This is a genomic window from Pandoraea sp. (assembly GCF_004297875.1).
GTDB lineage: Bacteria > Pseudomonadota > Gammaproteobacteria > Burkholderiales > Burkholderiaceae > Pandoraea.
This window is the reverse complement of record NZ_SCSK01000020.1, coordinates 48879-64844: the sequence shown is the minus strand read 5'-3', so window position 1 is coordinate 64844 and position 15966 is coordinate 48879. Positions and strand designations below refer to the sequence as shown.

The 15966-nt window shown below is 61.6% G+C and carries 14 protein-coding genes; 5 read left to right on the top strand and 9 right to left on the bottom strand.

What is annotated here, in order from left to right; translation table 11 throughout:
- Positions 1–59: 59 nt before the first annotated feature.
- The 4 genes from EPN80_RS06355 to EPN80_RS06340 form a co-directional block, all read right to left on the bottom strand.
- Positions 60–758: an amino acid permease gene (locus EPN80_RS06355; RefSeq protein ID WP_293024909.1), complete on the bottom strand. Its 699-nt coding sequence runs from the start codon at positions 756–758 to the stop codon at positions 60–62.
- A gap of 37 nt (positions 759–795) precedes the next feature.
- Positions 796–1935: an aminotransferase class V-fold PLP-dependent enzyme gene (locus EPN80_RS06350; protein WP_293024907.1), complete on the bottom strand. Its 1140-nt coding sequence runs from the start codon at positions 1933–1935 to the stop codon at positions 796–798.
- Between the two features lie 35 nt (positions 1936–1970).
- A complete protein-coding gene (locus EPN80_RS06345) occupies positions 1971–3041 on the bottom strand; it encodes a porin (protein ID WP_293024905.1) in 1071 nt (356 codons plus the stop codon).
- Positions 3042–3146: 105 nt separating this feature from the next.
- The gene (locus tag EPN80_RS06340) at positions 3147–4319 is read right to left on the bottom strand and encodes a pyridoxal phosphate-dependent aminotransferase (protein WP_293024903.1); all 1173 of its coding nucleotides are present in this window, start codon (positions 4317–4319) and stop codon (positions 3147–3149) included.
- 329 nt (positions 4320–4648) lie between these two features.
- Between EPN80_RS06340 and EPN80_RS06335 the strand changes: the two genes are divergently transcribed.
- Positions 4649–5356 carry an aldolase/citrate lyase family protein gene (locus tag EPN80_RS06335; RefSeq protein WP_293024901.1) on the top strand — a complete coding sequence of 236 codons (708 nt, stop codon included), beginning with the start codon at positions 4649–4651 and terminating at the stop codon, positions 5354–5356.
- 27 nt (positions 5357–5383) lie between these two features.
- Here the strand turns inward: EPN80_RS06335 and EPN80_RS06330 are convergent, their stop codons facing one another.
- Both EPN80_RS06330 and EPN80_RS06325 read right to left on the bottom strand, forming a co-directional pair.
- Complete coding sequence (locus tag EPN80_RS06330) at positions 5384–7189, bottom strand: penicillin-binding protein 2 (RefSeq protein ID WP_293024899.1); 1806 nt, start codon at positions 7187–7189, stop codon at positions 5384–5386.
- Between the two features lie 213 nt (positions 7190–7402).
- On the bottom strand, positions 7403–8599 hold the full coding sequence (locus tag EPN80_RS06325; protein WP_293024897.1) for an amino acid aminotransferase: 1197 nt from the start codon (positions 8597–8599) through the stop codon (positions 7403–7405).
- 194 nt (positions 8600–8793) lie between these two features.
- Here EPN80_RS06325 and EPN80_RS06320 point away from each other — a divergent pair, with 194 nt between their 5' ends.
- The 3 genes from EPN80_RS06320 to EPN80_RS06310 all read left to right on the top strand — a co-directional run bounded on the left by EPN80_RS06320 (position 8794) and on the right by EPN80_RS06310 (position 10531).
- Positions 8794–9264, top strand: coding sequence for a GNAT family N-acetyltransferase (locus tag EPN80_RS06320; protein ID WP_293024895.1), 471 nt, complete (start codon positions 8794–8796; stop codon positions 9262–9264).
- On the top strand, positions 9261–9914 hold the full coding sequence (locus EPN80_RS06315) for an NAD(P)H-dependent oxidoreductase (RefSeq protein ID WP_293024893.1): 654 nt from the start codon (positions 9261–9263) through the stop codon (positions 9912–9914). Before EPN80_RS06320 ends, EPN80_RS06315 begins: the two co-directional genes overlap by 4 nt.
- A gap of 326 nt (positions 9915–10240) precedes the next feature.
- A complete protein-coding gene (locus EPN80_RS06310; protein WP_293024892.1) occupies positions 10241–10531 on the top strand; it encodes an H-NS histone family protein in 291 nt (96 codons plus the stop codon).
- 129 nt (positions 10532–10660) lie between these two features.
- Here the strand turns inward: EPN80_RS06310 and EPN80_RS06305 are convergent, their stop codons facing one another.
- Positions 10661–11935: an ATP-binding protein gene (locus tag EPN80_RS06305; protein WP_293024891.1), complete on the bottom strand. Its 1275-nt coding sequence runs from the start codon at positions 11933–11935 to the stop codon at positions 10661–10663.
- A complete protein-coding gene (locus EPN80_RS06300) occupies positions 11919–12632 on the bottom strand; it encodes a response regulator (RefSeq protein ID WP_293024890.1) in 714 nt (237 codons plus the stop codon). Before EPN80_RS06300 ends, EPN80_RS06305 begins: the two co-directional genes overlap by 17 nt.
- Positions 12633–13044: 412 nt before the next feature.
- Here EPN80_RS06300 and EPN80_RS06295 point away from each other — a divergent pair, with 412 nt between their 5' ends.
- Positions 13045–13686 carry a response regulator transcription factor gene (locus EPN80_RS06295; protein ID WP_293024888.1) on the top strand — a complete coding sequence of 214 codons (642 nt, stop codon included), beginning with the start codon at positions 13045–13047 and terminating at the stop codon, positions 13684–13686.
- Between the two features lie 6 nt (positions 13687–13692).
- Here the strand turns inward: EPN80_RS06295 and EPN80_RS06290 are convergent, their stop codons facing one another.
- Entirely contained in the window at positions 13693–15915 is a 2223-nt protein-coding gene (locus tag EPN80_RS06290; RefSeq protein WP_293024886.1) for an FUSC family protein, read from the bottom strand.
- Positions 15916–15966 lie beyond the last annotated feature (51 nt).

Here is a 15966-nt window from a genome sequence, read left to right as displayed (position 1 = left end):
TTCGCCATGGTGGTGGAGTTCGATTGGGGAAGTGTTACTGTGGAAAGCAACATTCTCCTTCAATCGCCACCGCCTTCTCCTGCCTCCCTCACGCCGTACACCACTTTCAACGATAACTCCGCCATCAGCACGCCCATCCAGACGCCGTGAAAGCCGTGCGGCATGAAGCCGCCGGGCAGACCGGTCAGATTGTGCAGCCCGACCGGCGCGCCGGTGCCCAGGCCGAACACGTGGATCAGGCCCACCAGGATAAAGGCGACGATCGCCACCACCTTGATCAGCGCGAACCAATATTCGAACGACCCGAAGTTGGTCACCGAGCGGCAGTTGACGTATACGAGCACGACGCCGAACGCGAGCGACCACAACCAAACCGGCACGCCGGGATACCAGAAACCCATGTACAGGCCTACGGCAATTGCTTCGCCGCCGACCGCGACGACTTCGATGATCCAATACGTGTACCGCACCACGAACCCGGCCCAGCGGTTCAGATACATTTCCGCGTAGGTGCCGAACGAGCCGGCGGTCGGGTGCGCCACGGCCATCTCCGCCAGGCTGAAGACCATGATCACGGCGACTACCGCGGCAATCAGATAACTTATCAATACGGCCGGGCCGGCATAGCCGATGGCGATGCCGCTGCCCATGAACAGGCCGGTACCAATTGCGCCGCCAATGCCGATCATGGCGATTTGCCGCTGCGTCAGTGCTTTTTCCAACCCTCCTTCACGCGAGGTTATGTTGGGCGACTCCATGCTGTTCTCCTGAGGATTTAGAAAATCACTACGGTGGTTATGCATCTGGCAGCAGCGCCGCCAGGCGGTCGAGCGCGGCCGAGGTGGTCAGCACGCCAGGCGAGAAACGGATGGTCGCGCCGCGCGTGTCCGCCAGAATCCCCTGGAGCGCGAGCGAGACTTCCAGCGCACGGGGGTCGACGTGAGCCGGCAACTCGGCCATCACGCTGGCGCCACGCCGCTCGTCCTCGCGTGGTGAGCGCAGCCGATAGCCCTTGGCATCGCAGATGGCCATCAGGCGATGTGCGAGCCGCAGGTTGTGAGCGCGCAATGCGGCCGCGTCGGCTGCCAGGCGCCATGCGAGGCCGGGGCCGGAGGCGATATAAGGCAGAAACGACGGGGTGCCGCTGTCGAAGCGACGCGCGTCGGGCGCCAGCGAAAACCGCGCAAGATCCCAGTTGAACGGATCGGGTTGGCTGAACCAGCCCTGCACGAGCGGCGCCAGCGCCGCATCGAGCAGCGCCGGGTTGACGTAGCCCAGGCCCGTGCCGGGCGCGCCGCACAGCCACTTGAGCGTGGTCGTGGCAACGAAATCGACCGCCGGGCGGGCGACGTCGAAATCGAGGATGCCGGCGCCCTGCGTGATGTCGACCGCGATCAGGCTGCCCTGCGCGCGGCCGTGCGCGGCCAGGCGCGTGAGATCCGCGCGCCTGGAGGCGGTGGAGGTGACCCAGGTAACGATCGCCAACGCCACGCCGTCGTCCCATCGTGCGATGAATTCGTCGTCGCTGACATATGCCGCATCCTGAGCCAGCGGCACGGTGTCGAGCGTAAAACCGAGCACCGGCGCGATGCCCGCGAGCATGAAGTGCAGGCTCGGAAAGCAGTCGGCGGCGATCAGGATGCGGCGTCCGGCCAGCCGTTCCCGGCCCAGTGCGCCGACGAACCCGGCGAAGGCCTCGGTCACATTCTCCGCGGCAAATACGGTACCTGCGGGCGCGCCGACCAGGCGAGCCCAGTCATCCAGGACGCGCTGGCGAGCCTGCAGGCCGTAGTCCCACCGCCCGAGGTCGGGCCGGCACCACTGCGAGGCGAACGTCTCGAGCGCTGCGCGCACCGCCTCCTCCTGCCCGGGGAACATGCCGACCGAGTGGTATAACAGCCAGCCGTCCCGATGGGAGCCGGCGGGCTCGGTCATGAATTGGTTTGCTTGCATCGATGTACCGTCGTCTTCTAGAAAATGTGGCGAATGCCCACGGCCACCCCGGTCTGGTTGCTCTTGCCGGGCAGTTCCGTGTACGCGCCGCCGTCGACCTTGTTGTAGTCGAGTGTGGCGTAAAGCTGGGTGCGCTGCGACAGCGCATAGTCGGCCCACAGTGCGCCCGTGTAGCGCTTGCCGCTGTTGCCGGAAATGCCATTGACGTTCTTGATGTCGTCGTAATACGCGGCGCCGGTCAGCGACAGGGCGGGCGTGGCCTGGTAGGTGATGCCGGTGAAGAAGGTCGAGTCCTTGCGAGGATTGGCGACAAACGAGCCGGTGCTCACCGTGCGGCTTGGATCGTTGAGCGAGGCGTCGACGATGCCGGTGGCATCGTGCCCGCCCATGTAGCCGAAGAACAGCTTGGCGGGCCCGGTGGTATAGCGCGCGGCCACGCCCCACATGCGTTGCGCGTTATTGGCGATGTCGTGCAGTTCCTGATAGACACCGCCGAAGCTCAGCGGACCCAGGTCATACGAGGCGCGCGCGCCCCAGTAAGCGTTCTTGCTCAGGCTGCCCGGCTGCTGCCCAAAGCCGTAGGTCGCGCCCAGGTGAAGGTGCCCGAAGGTGCCGTCATAGCTGGCGGCGTTGTCGATACGTGCATCGGTCATGTAGAACGGCCAGGAGTTTGCCGTGTAGTTGCCCACGGTCAACGGATCGTAATCGCCGTACAGGTTGAATGCCTCGGTGCCTTGCCGGCCGAGCTTGATGGCGCCCAGGGGGCCGGACAACCCGACGTATGCATCGCGGCCGAACATGCGCCCACCCTGATTCAGGTAACCGGTTTGCGGGTCGAAGCCGCTTTCGAGATCGAAGATTGCCTTGAGTCCGTTGCCCAGCGCTTCCTCGCCCCTGAAGCCGAACCGGCTGTTGGTGATTGCCCCGTTGGTCACTTGCACGCTGCCGTTGTTCGCCGCGTCGGCGTTGGTGGTATAGCGAATGCTCTGGTCGACGATGCCATACAGCGTGACTGAACTTTGCGCCAGCGCGGTGCCGGCGAAGGTGGCGCCCAGGGCCAGTATGGCGGCATGACTTTTATGTTTCATATATCTCCTCTTTCTATTGTGTATTGCCCCCGTCGCGGGGGAGTGGGTCGCTACCGTTGCCGGCCTTTCGAGCAGGGCCGAATGCCTGAAATGAAATGCTCGCCGTCAGTCGCTGTCGGCCCCGAGCCGGGCGATATGGGTCTGCAGCCGGTCCATGGCCTGGCTCAAACTGGCGTCGCTGCGCGCGTAGCACAGGCGGATCTGATGTGCCGATTCGTCGCCGAACGCCACGCCCGGCGCCAGTCCCACGCCGGCTTCGAGTACCGCGCGCTTGCAAAAGGCGAGGGTGTCGCGCACACCCTCGATCTCGAACATCAGGTAGAACGACGCGGTGTTGGGCACGACCCGCACGCGCGACATCGCGCGCAAGCGATCAAGCACGAGGCGCTGTCCGTTGCGGCACCGCTCGACGAACGAGCGCACGAACGGCTCGCCATCGTTGAGCGCGGCCACCGCGCCAGCCTGCAGGAAAGCCGGAGCACCGCTGGTGTTGAATTGAATCAATTTCTCGAAGGTCGCGAGCATTGGCCGCGGGTAGATTATCCAGCCCATGCGCCAGCCGGTCATGGCCCACGCCTTGGAGAAGCTGTTGACCACGAACACTGGATCTTCCGGCGCGGCGATTTCCGTCATCGATGGCGCATAGGGGCGGTCATAAACGATGCGTTGATAGACCTCGTCGGCGATGATGGCGATGCCGCGCCGTCGCGCGAAATCGAGCAGGCGGCGTTGCTGGTCGGAAGACATCATCCAGCCGGTCGGGTTGCCCGGCGAGGCGTAGTAGATCGCCCGCGTGCGCTCGTCGCAGGTATCGAACAGGCGCTGCAGGTCGAGGCTCCATCCGTGCTCGCCGTAGCCGAGCGGGACCTCGCGCGTGAGGCCGCCGGCGATATGAACCGCCCGCAGAATATTCGGCCACGATGGCGTGATGCAAACCACGTTGTCGCCCGGCTCGATGATGGCTTGAGAGACCAGCATCACGGCGTTCATGCCTGAACTGGTGACGGCGACGCGCTCATCCTCGAGCGTGACGCCGCATAACCGTGCGTAATAGGCGCGAATCGCCTCGCGCAGCGCGAGGATGCCGCGATTGGGCGAATAGAAAGTATGTCCGGCAGCCAGCGCGCGATTGGCCGCTTCGCAGAAAGGTTGGGGCGTCGGCAAGTCGCTTTGGCCGGCCCACAGGCCGATGACGTCAGGACGATCGATGCCAAGACGCCACACGTCGATGATTGGCGAATCAGGCATGGCCAAGATCGATTCCCTGGTAAGTCTCATGATTTTCCTCGCGTTATGCCGGCACGCGCCGTAATTCAATATTGATGAATTCTGAATTCAGATTATTGTAAGATAATTGAAGTATCAAGCAAGTGGATTTTTGCCTTTTACGTGTAAACCATGATTTCTACTGATATTTAACGTCGCAGGCCATGATCAAATTTCTTCGTGTTTGACACTTTATATATTTTTCAATATTCTGAATTCAGTTTTTGCGCAGCGCAAAACGCCGTCATGCGGTGCTGCAGGTCAGCCGCGCCACTCTTCCTGCTTCAAACACATCATGCTTCCGGAGCTTTCCAATCATGTTTAAGCCGCTCAAATCCAGAATGTCCGTTGAGCAATCGATCAACCTGATCTGGCTGTCCTTGGGCAGCGTAGCGCTGGTTGAATTTGCCGCACACGCCGCTCCGGGTGCGATCGTGCTGGACCTTCAGCATGGCCTGTGGGAGCGCGGCACCCTGGAGGCGGCGATCGCCGTGGCCGGATCGAGCGTGCCGGTGATCGCCCGCTGCGCCGAGAATTCGCCGCAGGCGATTGCGCAGCCGCTGGACGCGGGCGCCGCGTCGGTGCTGGTGCCGCTGGTGGAGACCGCGGACGACGCCAGGCGAGCCGTGGCGGCCGGGCGCTATCCGCCGCTGGGCAAGCGATCGGCCGGTGGTGTGCGCCCGCTTCTGGCGGGCGTTGGAGCGATGCTGGAGGCCGACCGCCATGTCGCGGTGGGTGTTTTGATCGAGACCGTCAGGGGGGTGGAGAACGCCGCGGCGATTGCCGCCGTACCCGGCGTCGATTATCTGTTTGTCGGTACCGGCGATCTTGCGCTGTCGCGAGGCACGGGCGATCCCGGGGTGATCGCCCGCGATGGCGCACATGTGCTGCAGGCGGCGCGACAGGCTGGCTTGCCGTGCGGCCTGTTCACCCAGGACGCGGCCGGCGCGCGCGCGGCGTTGGCCGACGGGTATCGCATGGCCGTGAGCGCCAACGATATCGACGTGGTGAAACAGGGCTTTTGGGCGGCATGCCGGGCGCTGGGCTGACTCGCCCGATGCGACGCGGGCGGGACGTCAGCCGTGATGCCCCGGCGCGGCGCGCGGTGCAGCCGCTGCCGGCGCGGCCGCTTGCACTGACGACGCGTCTGCGGGCATTACGGTCGGCTTGACCGTGTTGTCGGGCAGGATGTTGAGCATCGGCAGCGCCTGGCTGGCGATCTGCACGAATGCCGGTGCGGCGGCCTGCCCGCCGAAGTGCTCGGCCGCGCGCGGCTGGTCGATCGATACGGCGATCACCAGGCGCGGGTTGGACAACGGCGCAATACCGACAAACGAGGCGCGGTAAAGGCTGTGGTCATAGGTGTGGCCGCGCAGCTTGTAGGCCGTGCCGGTTTTGCCGCCGACCCGGTACCCAGGCACTTGCGCCGTCGGGGCGGTGCCGCCCGGCTGCACCACGGTCTCGAGCATGTCGAGAATTTCCTGGGCGGTGTGGGTGCTGATGATCCGCACGCCGGCCGGCGGGCTCGCTTCAGTGTTCTTGAAGATACTGATCGGCACCATGACGCCGTGATTGGCGAAGACGGAATAAGCGCGCGCCAACTGGAACAGCGATGTCGAAATGCCGTAACCGTATGCCATGGTTGCCTGTTCGATCGGGCGCCACGAGTGGTACGGACGGACCCGCCCGGCCGATGCGCCGGGGAAACCGAGCTTCGGCGCCTGGCCCAGGCCCATGTCGGTAAACATGTTCCACATTTCCTCGGGCTTGAGCAGCGTCGAGATCTTGGTCATGCCGATGTTGCTCGATTTGGTGATGATCTGCGTGGTGGTGATTACATGGTTGGGACTGTCGTCGCTGATCACCGCACCATGAAACTCGAGCCGGCCGTTACCCGTGTCGAAGGTCGTGGTCGGCGTCACGCGATGCAACTGCAGCGCCAATGCCATGGTCACCGGCTTGAGAATCGAGCCCGGCTCGAACGAATCGGTCAGCACCCGGTTGCGCAACTGGTCGCCCGTCAGGTCTTCGCGATCATTCGGGTTGTACGACGGATAATTGGCCAACGCCAGCACTTGACCGTACTTCGCATCGAGGACTACGGCCGCGCCAGCCTTGGCGCCGGTGCGCTGGACGGCGTCCTTGACGGCCATATAAGTGGCCAGTTGGATACGCGTGTCGAGCGATAGCACGACATTTTTCCCGTCACGCGGCGCAACGTCGTCGCCGAGATCCTGGATGATGCGTCCCAGCCGATCCTCGATCACCAGATGGCTGCCGCCAGTACCCTTGAGAAGGCTCTGCTCGCCGAGTTCGATGCCCTCCTGGCCCTGATCCTCCACGTTGGTAAAACCGACCACGTGCGCGGCGATCTCGCCCTCCGGATAGAATCGCTTGTAGGCGCGCGTCTCGTGCACGCCAGGCATTTTCAGGGCCAGGACTTCCTTGCCGACCGCCGGCGTGACCAGCCGTTTCAGATAAATGAATTTCCGCCCGTCGGTCAATTTGGCACGCAGGGTGGCCGGGTTTTCGCCAAGCAATTTGGCAAGCTCGGGCAACTCGGTCAGCGGCTTGTCTTTCGGCACTTCAACCGGATTGGCCCAGACGTCGTCCGCCGGCAGGCTGACGGCGAGAATTCGCCCGTCGCGGTCAAGGATGCGCCCGCGCACGGCCGGCAACGGAATCTGGTGCTCGTAGCGCATTTCGCCTTGCTTGATATAAAAGGCGTTACCCGGCCCCTGAATCCAGAACGCCCGCACGGCCAGAGCGATGAAAGCCAGAGTGATAAATGCGACGACCAGTCTGGAGCGCCAGGCAAAGGTGCCGCGATTGAGAATCGGTGTGGAGTTGAGGGGAATATTGCGTTGGGGGGCGCTCTTCATGTCCGGTGTCGTGCCTGCCGCGTGATTTCTGCGATGATAGTGCATTCCCGGTGGCCCGGGGAGGCATTTCAATGCAGCGGCTCTGGCGGTTTCTCGCCAGCGCCGTGGCGCCGGCGTGGTCGCAGCAATGAATTCTTTTACATGTCCGCGCGCATCCCCTCAGGCCGCCGACCGTGACTGGCTACGTTGGCGCCAGCCGCGGTCGGACTCGACTCACTGCTGCATGACTGCGGCAAATGCCTGTGCTGTGTAAGCCACGTTTTTCGCATTCAGTCCGGCCACGCACATGCGCCCGGACCCGACCAGATACACCGCGAATTCGTCCCGCAGGCGCTCGACCTGTTCGCGCGACAGGCCGGTATAGCTGAACATGCCGCGCTGCTTGACGATGTAGCTGAAGTCAACGCCCGGGCACTGCTTGACGAGCGCGTCGTGCAACTGCGTGCGCATCGACTTGATGCGCACGCGCATCTGGGCGACTTCGTCTTCCCACTCCTTGCGCAATGCCGGGTCGGTCAGCACAGTAACGGCGATCTGCTCGCCGTAGGTCGGCGGGTTGGAGTAGTTGCGGCGCACGGTCGCCTTCAATTGCCCCAGCACGCGGGCGGCCTCCTCTGCATCGCGGCAAACGACCGACAGGCCGCCGCAGCGCTCGCCATAGAACGACAGGTTCTTGGAGAATGAATTGCTGACGAAGAAGCTGACGCCGGCATCGGTCATGGCCCGAATCGCATAAGCGTCTTCATCGAGTCCGTCGCCGAAGCCCTGGTAGGCGATATCCATGAACGGGATCAGTTGGCGCTCCTTGGCCACTCGGACAACTTCCTGCCATTGGGTGCGGTCCAGATCGACGCCGGTCGGGTTGTGGCAGCAGGGGTGCAGCAGCACGATCGACTGGGCCGGCAGTTGCGCAAGGGTCGCGAGCATGGCCTCGAATTGCACGCCGCCGGTGGTCTTGTCGTAGTACGGGTAGTCGTTGACGGTAAAACCCGCGCCCTCGAATATCGCACGATGGTTTTCCCAGGTGGGCGAGCTGACCCAGACCTGGCTGGCGGGGAAGTAGCGCTTGAGCAGATCGGCCCCGACCTTGAGTGCGCCCGAGCCGCCGATACTCTGGATGGTCGCGATGCGCCCTGCCCTGACAGCTGCGTGGCCGGCGCCGAACAGCAACTGCTGCACCGCGCCGCGATAGGCCGCGTCGCCTTCCATCGGCAGATAGGGGCGCGGCGAGAGCTTGGCGGCGTGGCGCACCTCGGCTTGCTGTACCGACTTGAGCAACGGCAATCGGCCCTCTTCATCGTAATACAGGCCGACGCTCAGATTGACCTTGTTGGGGCGGGGATCTTTTTGAAAGGCTTCGCCCAGGCTGAGAATAGGATCGCCGGCGTAGGCTTCGACATGCTCGAACATAAGACAGACTCTTGTAAAAAAAGGGGGGGATAGTCGTGTTGCGCCGCCAGTCGGGCGGCGTAGCGCCCCCATATTTACCAGAAGTCAGCCATTATCGCCATCGATGGCCCAGACAAATCGACGAAACTTGGCTCTTCATCCTGAACCATCGCAGCGCTAAATTGAGGGCTCGATACCATCCGGAGAAATGCATCATGTCCCCAGACGCCACTGCCGAGGCGACGGTTTTGCGACATCCCGTCAATGATGAGGAAATTGCCGCCTGCTACCCTGCGATGCGGGAATTGCGGCCTCACCTGAGCTCGCAGCAGGAATTCATGGCTCGCCTATCCCGCCAGTTTGCGCAAGGTTACCGGCTACTGGCGGCCTGGCGCGGTACGCGCGCCGTGGCTTTGGCGGGCTACCGGTTGCAGGAAAACCTGGTGTACGGCCGTTTTCTTTATGTCGACGACCTCATCGCGCTGGAGACCGAGCGCCGGGGCCGGCTCGGGCAGCGAATGCTCGAGGCTTTGGCTGACGAGGCGCGCGTGCAGGGCTGCGCGAAACTTGTGCTGGATACGGCGCTCTCGAACGCTCTGGCGCAGCGTTTTTATTATCGCCAGGGAATGCTGGCCACCGCCATGCGGTTCAATCTGGCGCTGCACGAACAGGTGCGGCCGACATGAAAGCCATTTTGTATATTGAATGCAGCCCGCGCGGCGCTGGGTCGCAAAGTGCTCGCGTGGCACGCGCATTGCTCGAGCAATTGCAGCAGGCTGCACCGCAAGCGCGTGTCATCGAGCGCAATCTGAGCGCCGATCCGCCGCCGCTTATCAGCCGGGCGTATGCCGAGGCGGTGCTGGCGGGCGCTTTGACGGGGGATCCCGGAGAAGTCGCGGTGTTTGATTATTCGGAAATGTTGATCGATGAACTGGAGCAGTCGGATTGCCTGGTGATTGGCACGCCGATGCACAACTATACGGTGCCAGCGGCGCTCAAGGCATGGATCGATCATGTGGTGCGCATACACCGCACTTTTCGCGGCACGCCGGCCGGCAAAATGGGCTTGTTGCCGGATCGTCCCACATACATCGTGGTAGCCGCCGGCGGCATTTACACCGGAGATGAGGCCCGCCAACCAGACTTCCTGACGCCGTATCTGCGCAGCATCCTGGCGACTATCGGCATACGCAGTGTCGAGTTCCTGGCGCTCGAAGGACTGACACGCCGACCGCTGACGGATGCCGAAGTGGAGCATCGGGCATGGTCGCTCCTGAATGCGTCGAGTGACGATGGCGCCAAAACCCGGTTGCCGGAATTGAACGCTGCCAGATGAGCATGGACTGACGAAATTTTTTTAAAGGATCCGATTTAATCGATTTGTATTCAATTGAAAGCGGATTTCAAATTCATTTATTTGTTTATCAAATGAGAATAGAAAAATTCCTACAAGACGATGAGTCGAATTTGACAAGTTGAAACGGAAATATCCAATTCTTCGTGATACAAATGATGTCGAAAAGATAAGAAATAGAGAATGATCTTATTGAATTCGGGACTCAATTGAGTATTTCTTCAGTAGCTGTGCTGTTTGCCCCAATTTTTTTCTGATTAAAATTCTGCTATTTTATGAGCTCATATAAATAATCAAGGAAACATGGCATGGCCAGCTATAAAGAACTGATTGCTCAACGTGAAAAGATAGAAAAGCAGATCGAGGAAGCGCGCGCCAGGGAAGTGGCAGCGGTCATCGCCGATATCAAGCAGAAAATCGAAGAATACGAGTTGACTGCCAAAGATCTGGGTTTATCGGTCGAGCGCAAGCAACGCAGGGCCAGCAAGGGACCGGTGGTCGCCAGGTATATGAATCCGGCAACTGGCGAGACTTGGTCGGGACGGGGCAGAGCGCCCAAATGGATCGGACGAAATCGAGAAAAATTTCTGATCGAATAGCGCATTGCACGCGCCTAGTCGACACGATTCAAGCGGCGAGCGTCAGGGCCCACAAGTATCAGCCTGTCAATATCCGCCCCCGCCGGTGTGAAACGGCAGTTGTAACGTTCCCTGCGTAACTTGCATCGATCAAGCCGCGTTATCCCGCAACGGGAAAATCACCGCAGCTCTCAACCCCCCCGACGGACGATTGTTCAGCACAAGCTTTCCGCCGAGTTGCTGAGCCAGTTTATCGACGATCGCCAAACCCAGGCCGCAATGCGCATTGCCGCTGCGCGCCGGATCCAGGCGTACGAACGGACGCACGATACGCGCCAGATCTTCTTCCGGGATGCCGGGGCCGCTGTCCTCGACGGCCAACTCCCAGCCATTGGCCGTGCGTGCCGTGCACACGCTCAGCGGCGCCCGGCCATAGCTGACGGCATTGTCGAGCAGATTATTGACGATACGCTCGAGATGGGTCGTCTTGAGCTGGAACTGCGGCCCGGCGTGCAATGCCGTATTGATCGTGTGTCCCTGGTCGCTGAAAACCTGCAGCACGTAAGGCAGCCGGCAGTCGACCGGCGCCGGCGGGCCAAGGGATTCGACGCCGCGTGCGAACAAAAGGAACTGATCGACGATGCGCGCCATCGACTCGACGTCGCGGACGATGCCGCGGGTGAGCGCCGCATCGTCGATGATTTCGGCGCGCAGACGCAGTCGCGACAGCGGCGTCTTGAGATCGTGCGCAATGCCGGCGAGCATCGTGTTGCGCTCGCGCTCCGCTTGCGCGATATCGGTAATCATTCGGTTGAAGCGTTCTGTCAGTTGCCGCAGTTCCCGTGGGCCGCGCTCCTTGAGCGGCTTGACGTCTTCGCCGATGGCCAGTTTTTCCGCGGCGGCGGCCATGTCTCGCACCGGGCGCTGCAGCAGCCACGCCGTCAGCAGCGAGAAAATTACCGTGATCAGCAACACCGTCAGCACGCCGGGCAGGATCGCCCTAAGCGCGCTCGGTGGCGTATGAACCATGACGATGGGCGTCGAAATCCACTGGTTCGCGCCAGGCAACTTTGCCCACATGCGCGGTGGCGTGCTTTGTTCGATGCGCAGATCGGTGCCCTTGGGCAGGCGTTGTGCCAGCTGCTGGGTCAAATGTTCGGATTGGCCGGCCGGCGTGAACGCATTCCGGCCGTCGAACAGCGTCTTCTCGAAGTGCACGGAATCCGGCAGCGGAATATGGGAGCTGCCGTCCATGACGGCCTGTGCGCTGCGGAAAATAAACGCCATCTGATCGGCGGAATATTCGAATAGCCGTTCACGGCGGTCGTTGCGCAAAATGGTCAGCCAGGAAAAATGGCTGATGACCAGCACCGCGATAATCAGCAGCGCGAGTCGTCCGAACAGCGTGTCAAAGCGGCGTTTCATGCTGGTCGTCCGGTACGAAGATGTAGCCGCGCCCTCGCACGGTCTGGATGAAACGGGGATTTTGCGGATCTTCGTTCAGGAGCTTGCGCAGGCGCCAGATTTGCACGTCGATGCCGCGATCGCTGACTTCGCTGTGCGCGCCGTAGAGCAAGTCGATAATGCGCTCTCGACTCAGGACCTGCATCGCGTGATTGACCAGCAGCTTGAGCAGCCCATACTCGCCATCGCTCATCGGAATGATCTGGTTATCGCGGGCGAGGGTGCGGGCGTGAAAGTTCAGGCGGAACTCACCGAATGCATAGTCCTCACGCTGCTCGGGCGCCGCCGCGTTGGTGACGCGATGGCGTCGCATTACGGCATTGATGCGCGCGAGCAGCTCGCGCGGATTGAACGGCTTGCCGAGGTAGTCGTCGGCGCCGATCTCCAGCCCCACGATGCGATCGATCTCGTCGCTGCGGGCGGTCAGCAAAATAACCGGGACGTCGTCGTTGCGCGAGCGCAGGTCACGCAGCGCGCTCAGGCCGTCGACCTTGGGCATCATCAGATCGAGCACGATCAGGGCGGGCCGCTCGCGTTCGAGGCGCGCGGCCAGGCCCTCGCCGTCGTGCATGACGGCGACGGCAAAGCCATGTCGCGTCAAATATTCGCGCAGCAGGTCGCGCAACTCGGGATCGTCGTCGACAACAAGAATTTTCATGGGGACAGAGTGCATTTGATTCATCATCATAGTGACCTTGGCTGCCATTTGATTTTCGATATGTTTCGATTCATTACGACAGCCATCATTTGTAATGCGCCGTAACAATTACCATGTTACCGAGGGCGTTCGCAGATCTGCTCGCGGCCGTGCGCCCCATGCATTCCTCTTTTTCGACCCCATCCGTTGTTTGCCGATGACCTGCGTCGCAACCCGGGTGGGTCTGGCGCAGCCAACCGGCCATTTAGGATGAATCCCATTAAAGTGGTTCGGAAGGTTTGACAGAATACCCCGGGCTCCAACAAACCTCGGATGAATCCGATTGTTGCCGCCCTTAACAAGAGGTGGCGGCCAGTGCGTAGCCCGTTGCCACCCTCGGGGTTTCCAACCGTTCAATAATGTGAGAAGCAACATGACCATCAAAGTCATCATCGCGGATGATCATCCGATCGTGCGGCTCGGTATTCGCCTGATGCTGAAAGACCGGCTCAACGTGGAGATCGTGGGTGAGGCGTCCGACTCGTCGGAGTTGATCGCACAACTCGGGAAAATGCCGTGCGATGTCGTCATTACCGACTATTCCATGCCGGGCGGATCCTACAAGGATGGGCTGTATCTGATCAGCTACATTCGGCGCTACTATCCGGAGGTCAAAGTGGTGGTTTTGACCATGCTGGAAAATCTGGCGATCCTGCGCAGCATGCTCAAGCTCGGCGTGCATTCGATTCTGTGCAAATCCGACGACCAGGAGAAGATCGCCGAGGCCGTCACTGTGGTGGCTGACGGCAGTCACTATGTGCCGGCGACGCTGGCGGCCCGGCTCAATCAGGCGTCATCCGACGAGAGCTGGGGAGGCGAGGCGCCGCTGCTCAGCGCCCGCGAGGTCGAAGTGGTTCGTCTATTCGTCTCCGGCATGACCATCACCGAAATTGCCGCACGCCTGAACCGCAGCATCAAGACCGTCAGCTCGCAAAAGAACAACGCGATGCGCAAGCTGGGCATCGGCCGCGACGTCGATCTTTACAAATATGCCACCCGCAGCGGTATCGGTTGACCGGCGTTAGCCGGCCGGCAGGCGCATTGCGCGCATGTCCTTGAAAATCAGTTCGCCGACACGCAGCATCTGCTTGATCTGGTGCGCGATCAGCTTCAATTCCTGAATGTCTTCGATACTGGCGCCGGGTTGCTGCTCCTGGTGCACCACCAGCGCGTCCAGCCGTCGGGTGAAGTCCCTAAGTGTTTCTGCCGGATCGACGTCGCCGCCGCGCTGACCTGCCACGGGGGCGTCGGCCGCCTGCTGCAGCATACCCAGAATGGCCTGTACCGCGGCGTTAAGTTCGCCGCTCTTGTCGCGCAGCAAGTGACGCGCGAGTATCTCCGAGATGCTCGTGATGTGCGAGGCGAGCACGTGAGTCTGCACCAGAAGCCCATTGAGTTCCGCCACCGACACCTGCTTGGACTTCGGCTCGAGCATCATCCGCTTGAATGCCGCACCGAAATTGGCGAAGGCGATATGCATATTCTTGCGCGCCATCCGGTAGGCAAACTCGTCGACGACACCGTCGCGGCCAAGGCATGACTGCAGGTAATCCCGGGTCGAGAGCACGGCGCCGCGCACCAGCGGACTCATCAGGCGATATTCCCAATACGGGAAGAAGTAGCTGCAGACGAGCGCGACCAGCGAACCGATAGCCGTATCCAGAGCCCGTTCGCCGACGACCAGGATCGAGCCGGGCACCAGAAAATGAAACAGCAACAGCACATAGGCGGACGTGAATACCACGGCCAGGCCGTAGTTGAAGAGAGCCAGACTGTTGCCCATCACCATGAAGAAGAACATCAGCCCGAGCAGTGCCCACGGCTTGTGCACGACGAACAGGATCGCCAGCACCAGCAGGCAGCCGATGAGCGTGCCCGACAGGCGCTGGAAATTCTTTTGCTTGGTCAGGCTGAAACCTGGCTTAAGAATCACGATCGTCGTCAGCAGGATCCAGTAGCTGTGCGATTGGCCCTTGAGCAGCGGCAGGAAGTGGGCGAGTGCCAGCCCGCCCAGTATCGCAATGCTCACGCGCAGCGCGTGGCGAAAGCTCGGCGAGGCAAATGTCAGGTTGTGCCAGAGCAGCTTTGGACTGAAGCTCTGGCGTGACACAAAGCGGTTCAGCGCCTGATCCAGGCGAGTTTCCATATTCGGCATGCCGCCGTCGCGCTGGATATTCCGATAAAGCTTCTCGATCTGCCGTGACGTGCTCCACACGCGCCGGAAAGTGGCCACCAGGGCGTCGTAGGCGTCCGGCATGTCCTGCTGGAAGCGCTTTTCCTTGAGCAATTCGATTTCGTATTCGATCGCGCGGAATTCCGCTTTCCAGCTGCTGCGCGAGCGCGCCGGCTGGTCGCTGGCGATCGCGAAGCCGACGCTGTCGACATCGGCAGCCGCCTTGCGGATCAGATCGCGGAAAAAAATCAGAATGTCGGCGTGTTCGAACGTCTTGCGCAGCAGCGGGTAATCGGTGTGCACCGAGACGACCACCTCATGCAGATCGACGACGTTGACGAACAGGTTGAGCAGCATCGCGCGCCGCTTATCGAGCTGACCTCGGCGCAAGCGGGGCAGATCGCGCAAAATCATCTCGCGCGCCGCCTGCTGCTTTTCCACCACGTTGACCTGCGTGGCGATCAGACGCCGATAGCATTCGTCCAGATCCTGATCAACGTCGTAGAACGCCCCTTTGGCCTCCAGATACTGCGCGGTGGCAAAAAAACATTCGGCCAGCGTCTGCTGCTCCAGGCGAAACCACAGGACGCGGCACACCGCCAGACTGAAATAGGTGTACCACAAGCCGCCGGCGAGCACGGCGCCAGCGTTCAGGAGCGCCGCGCCAGGGGAGACCACGGTCTCGACGTTGAGCACCATGATCAGCAGGCAGGCGAAGCTCACCAGCGAGGCCCGGTACCCGTAGACCACCAGCAGCGAGAGGAAAAAGCTCAGCCCGCCCACGCAGAGCCACAATGTGACCGGGTGGGCCGACGACAGGCCGGTCAGCGCGGCCGTCGCGGCGCCCAGCACCGAGCAGGCCAGCAACTCGATATGCTTGTGGCGCAGCGGACCGTTGACGTCGGCCACGCTCGCGCACAGCGCGCCGGAGGCGACAGCCAGTCCGAGCAGATGTTGATCCAGGCCCCAGAAAAGCACCAGGGCCGGCAGCGTGACCCCGACCGCCTGGCGAGCGCCGCTGAAAAAGTAGTGGCTGTAGAGGAATTTCTTGATTTGTCTTGGATAATCCATCGTCGGCAAGCGGGTCCTCGTCACAGCGAAGTCTAGCGTATCTCGCCGCGC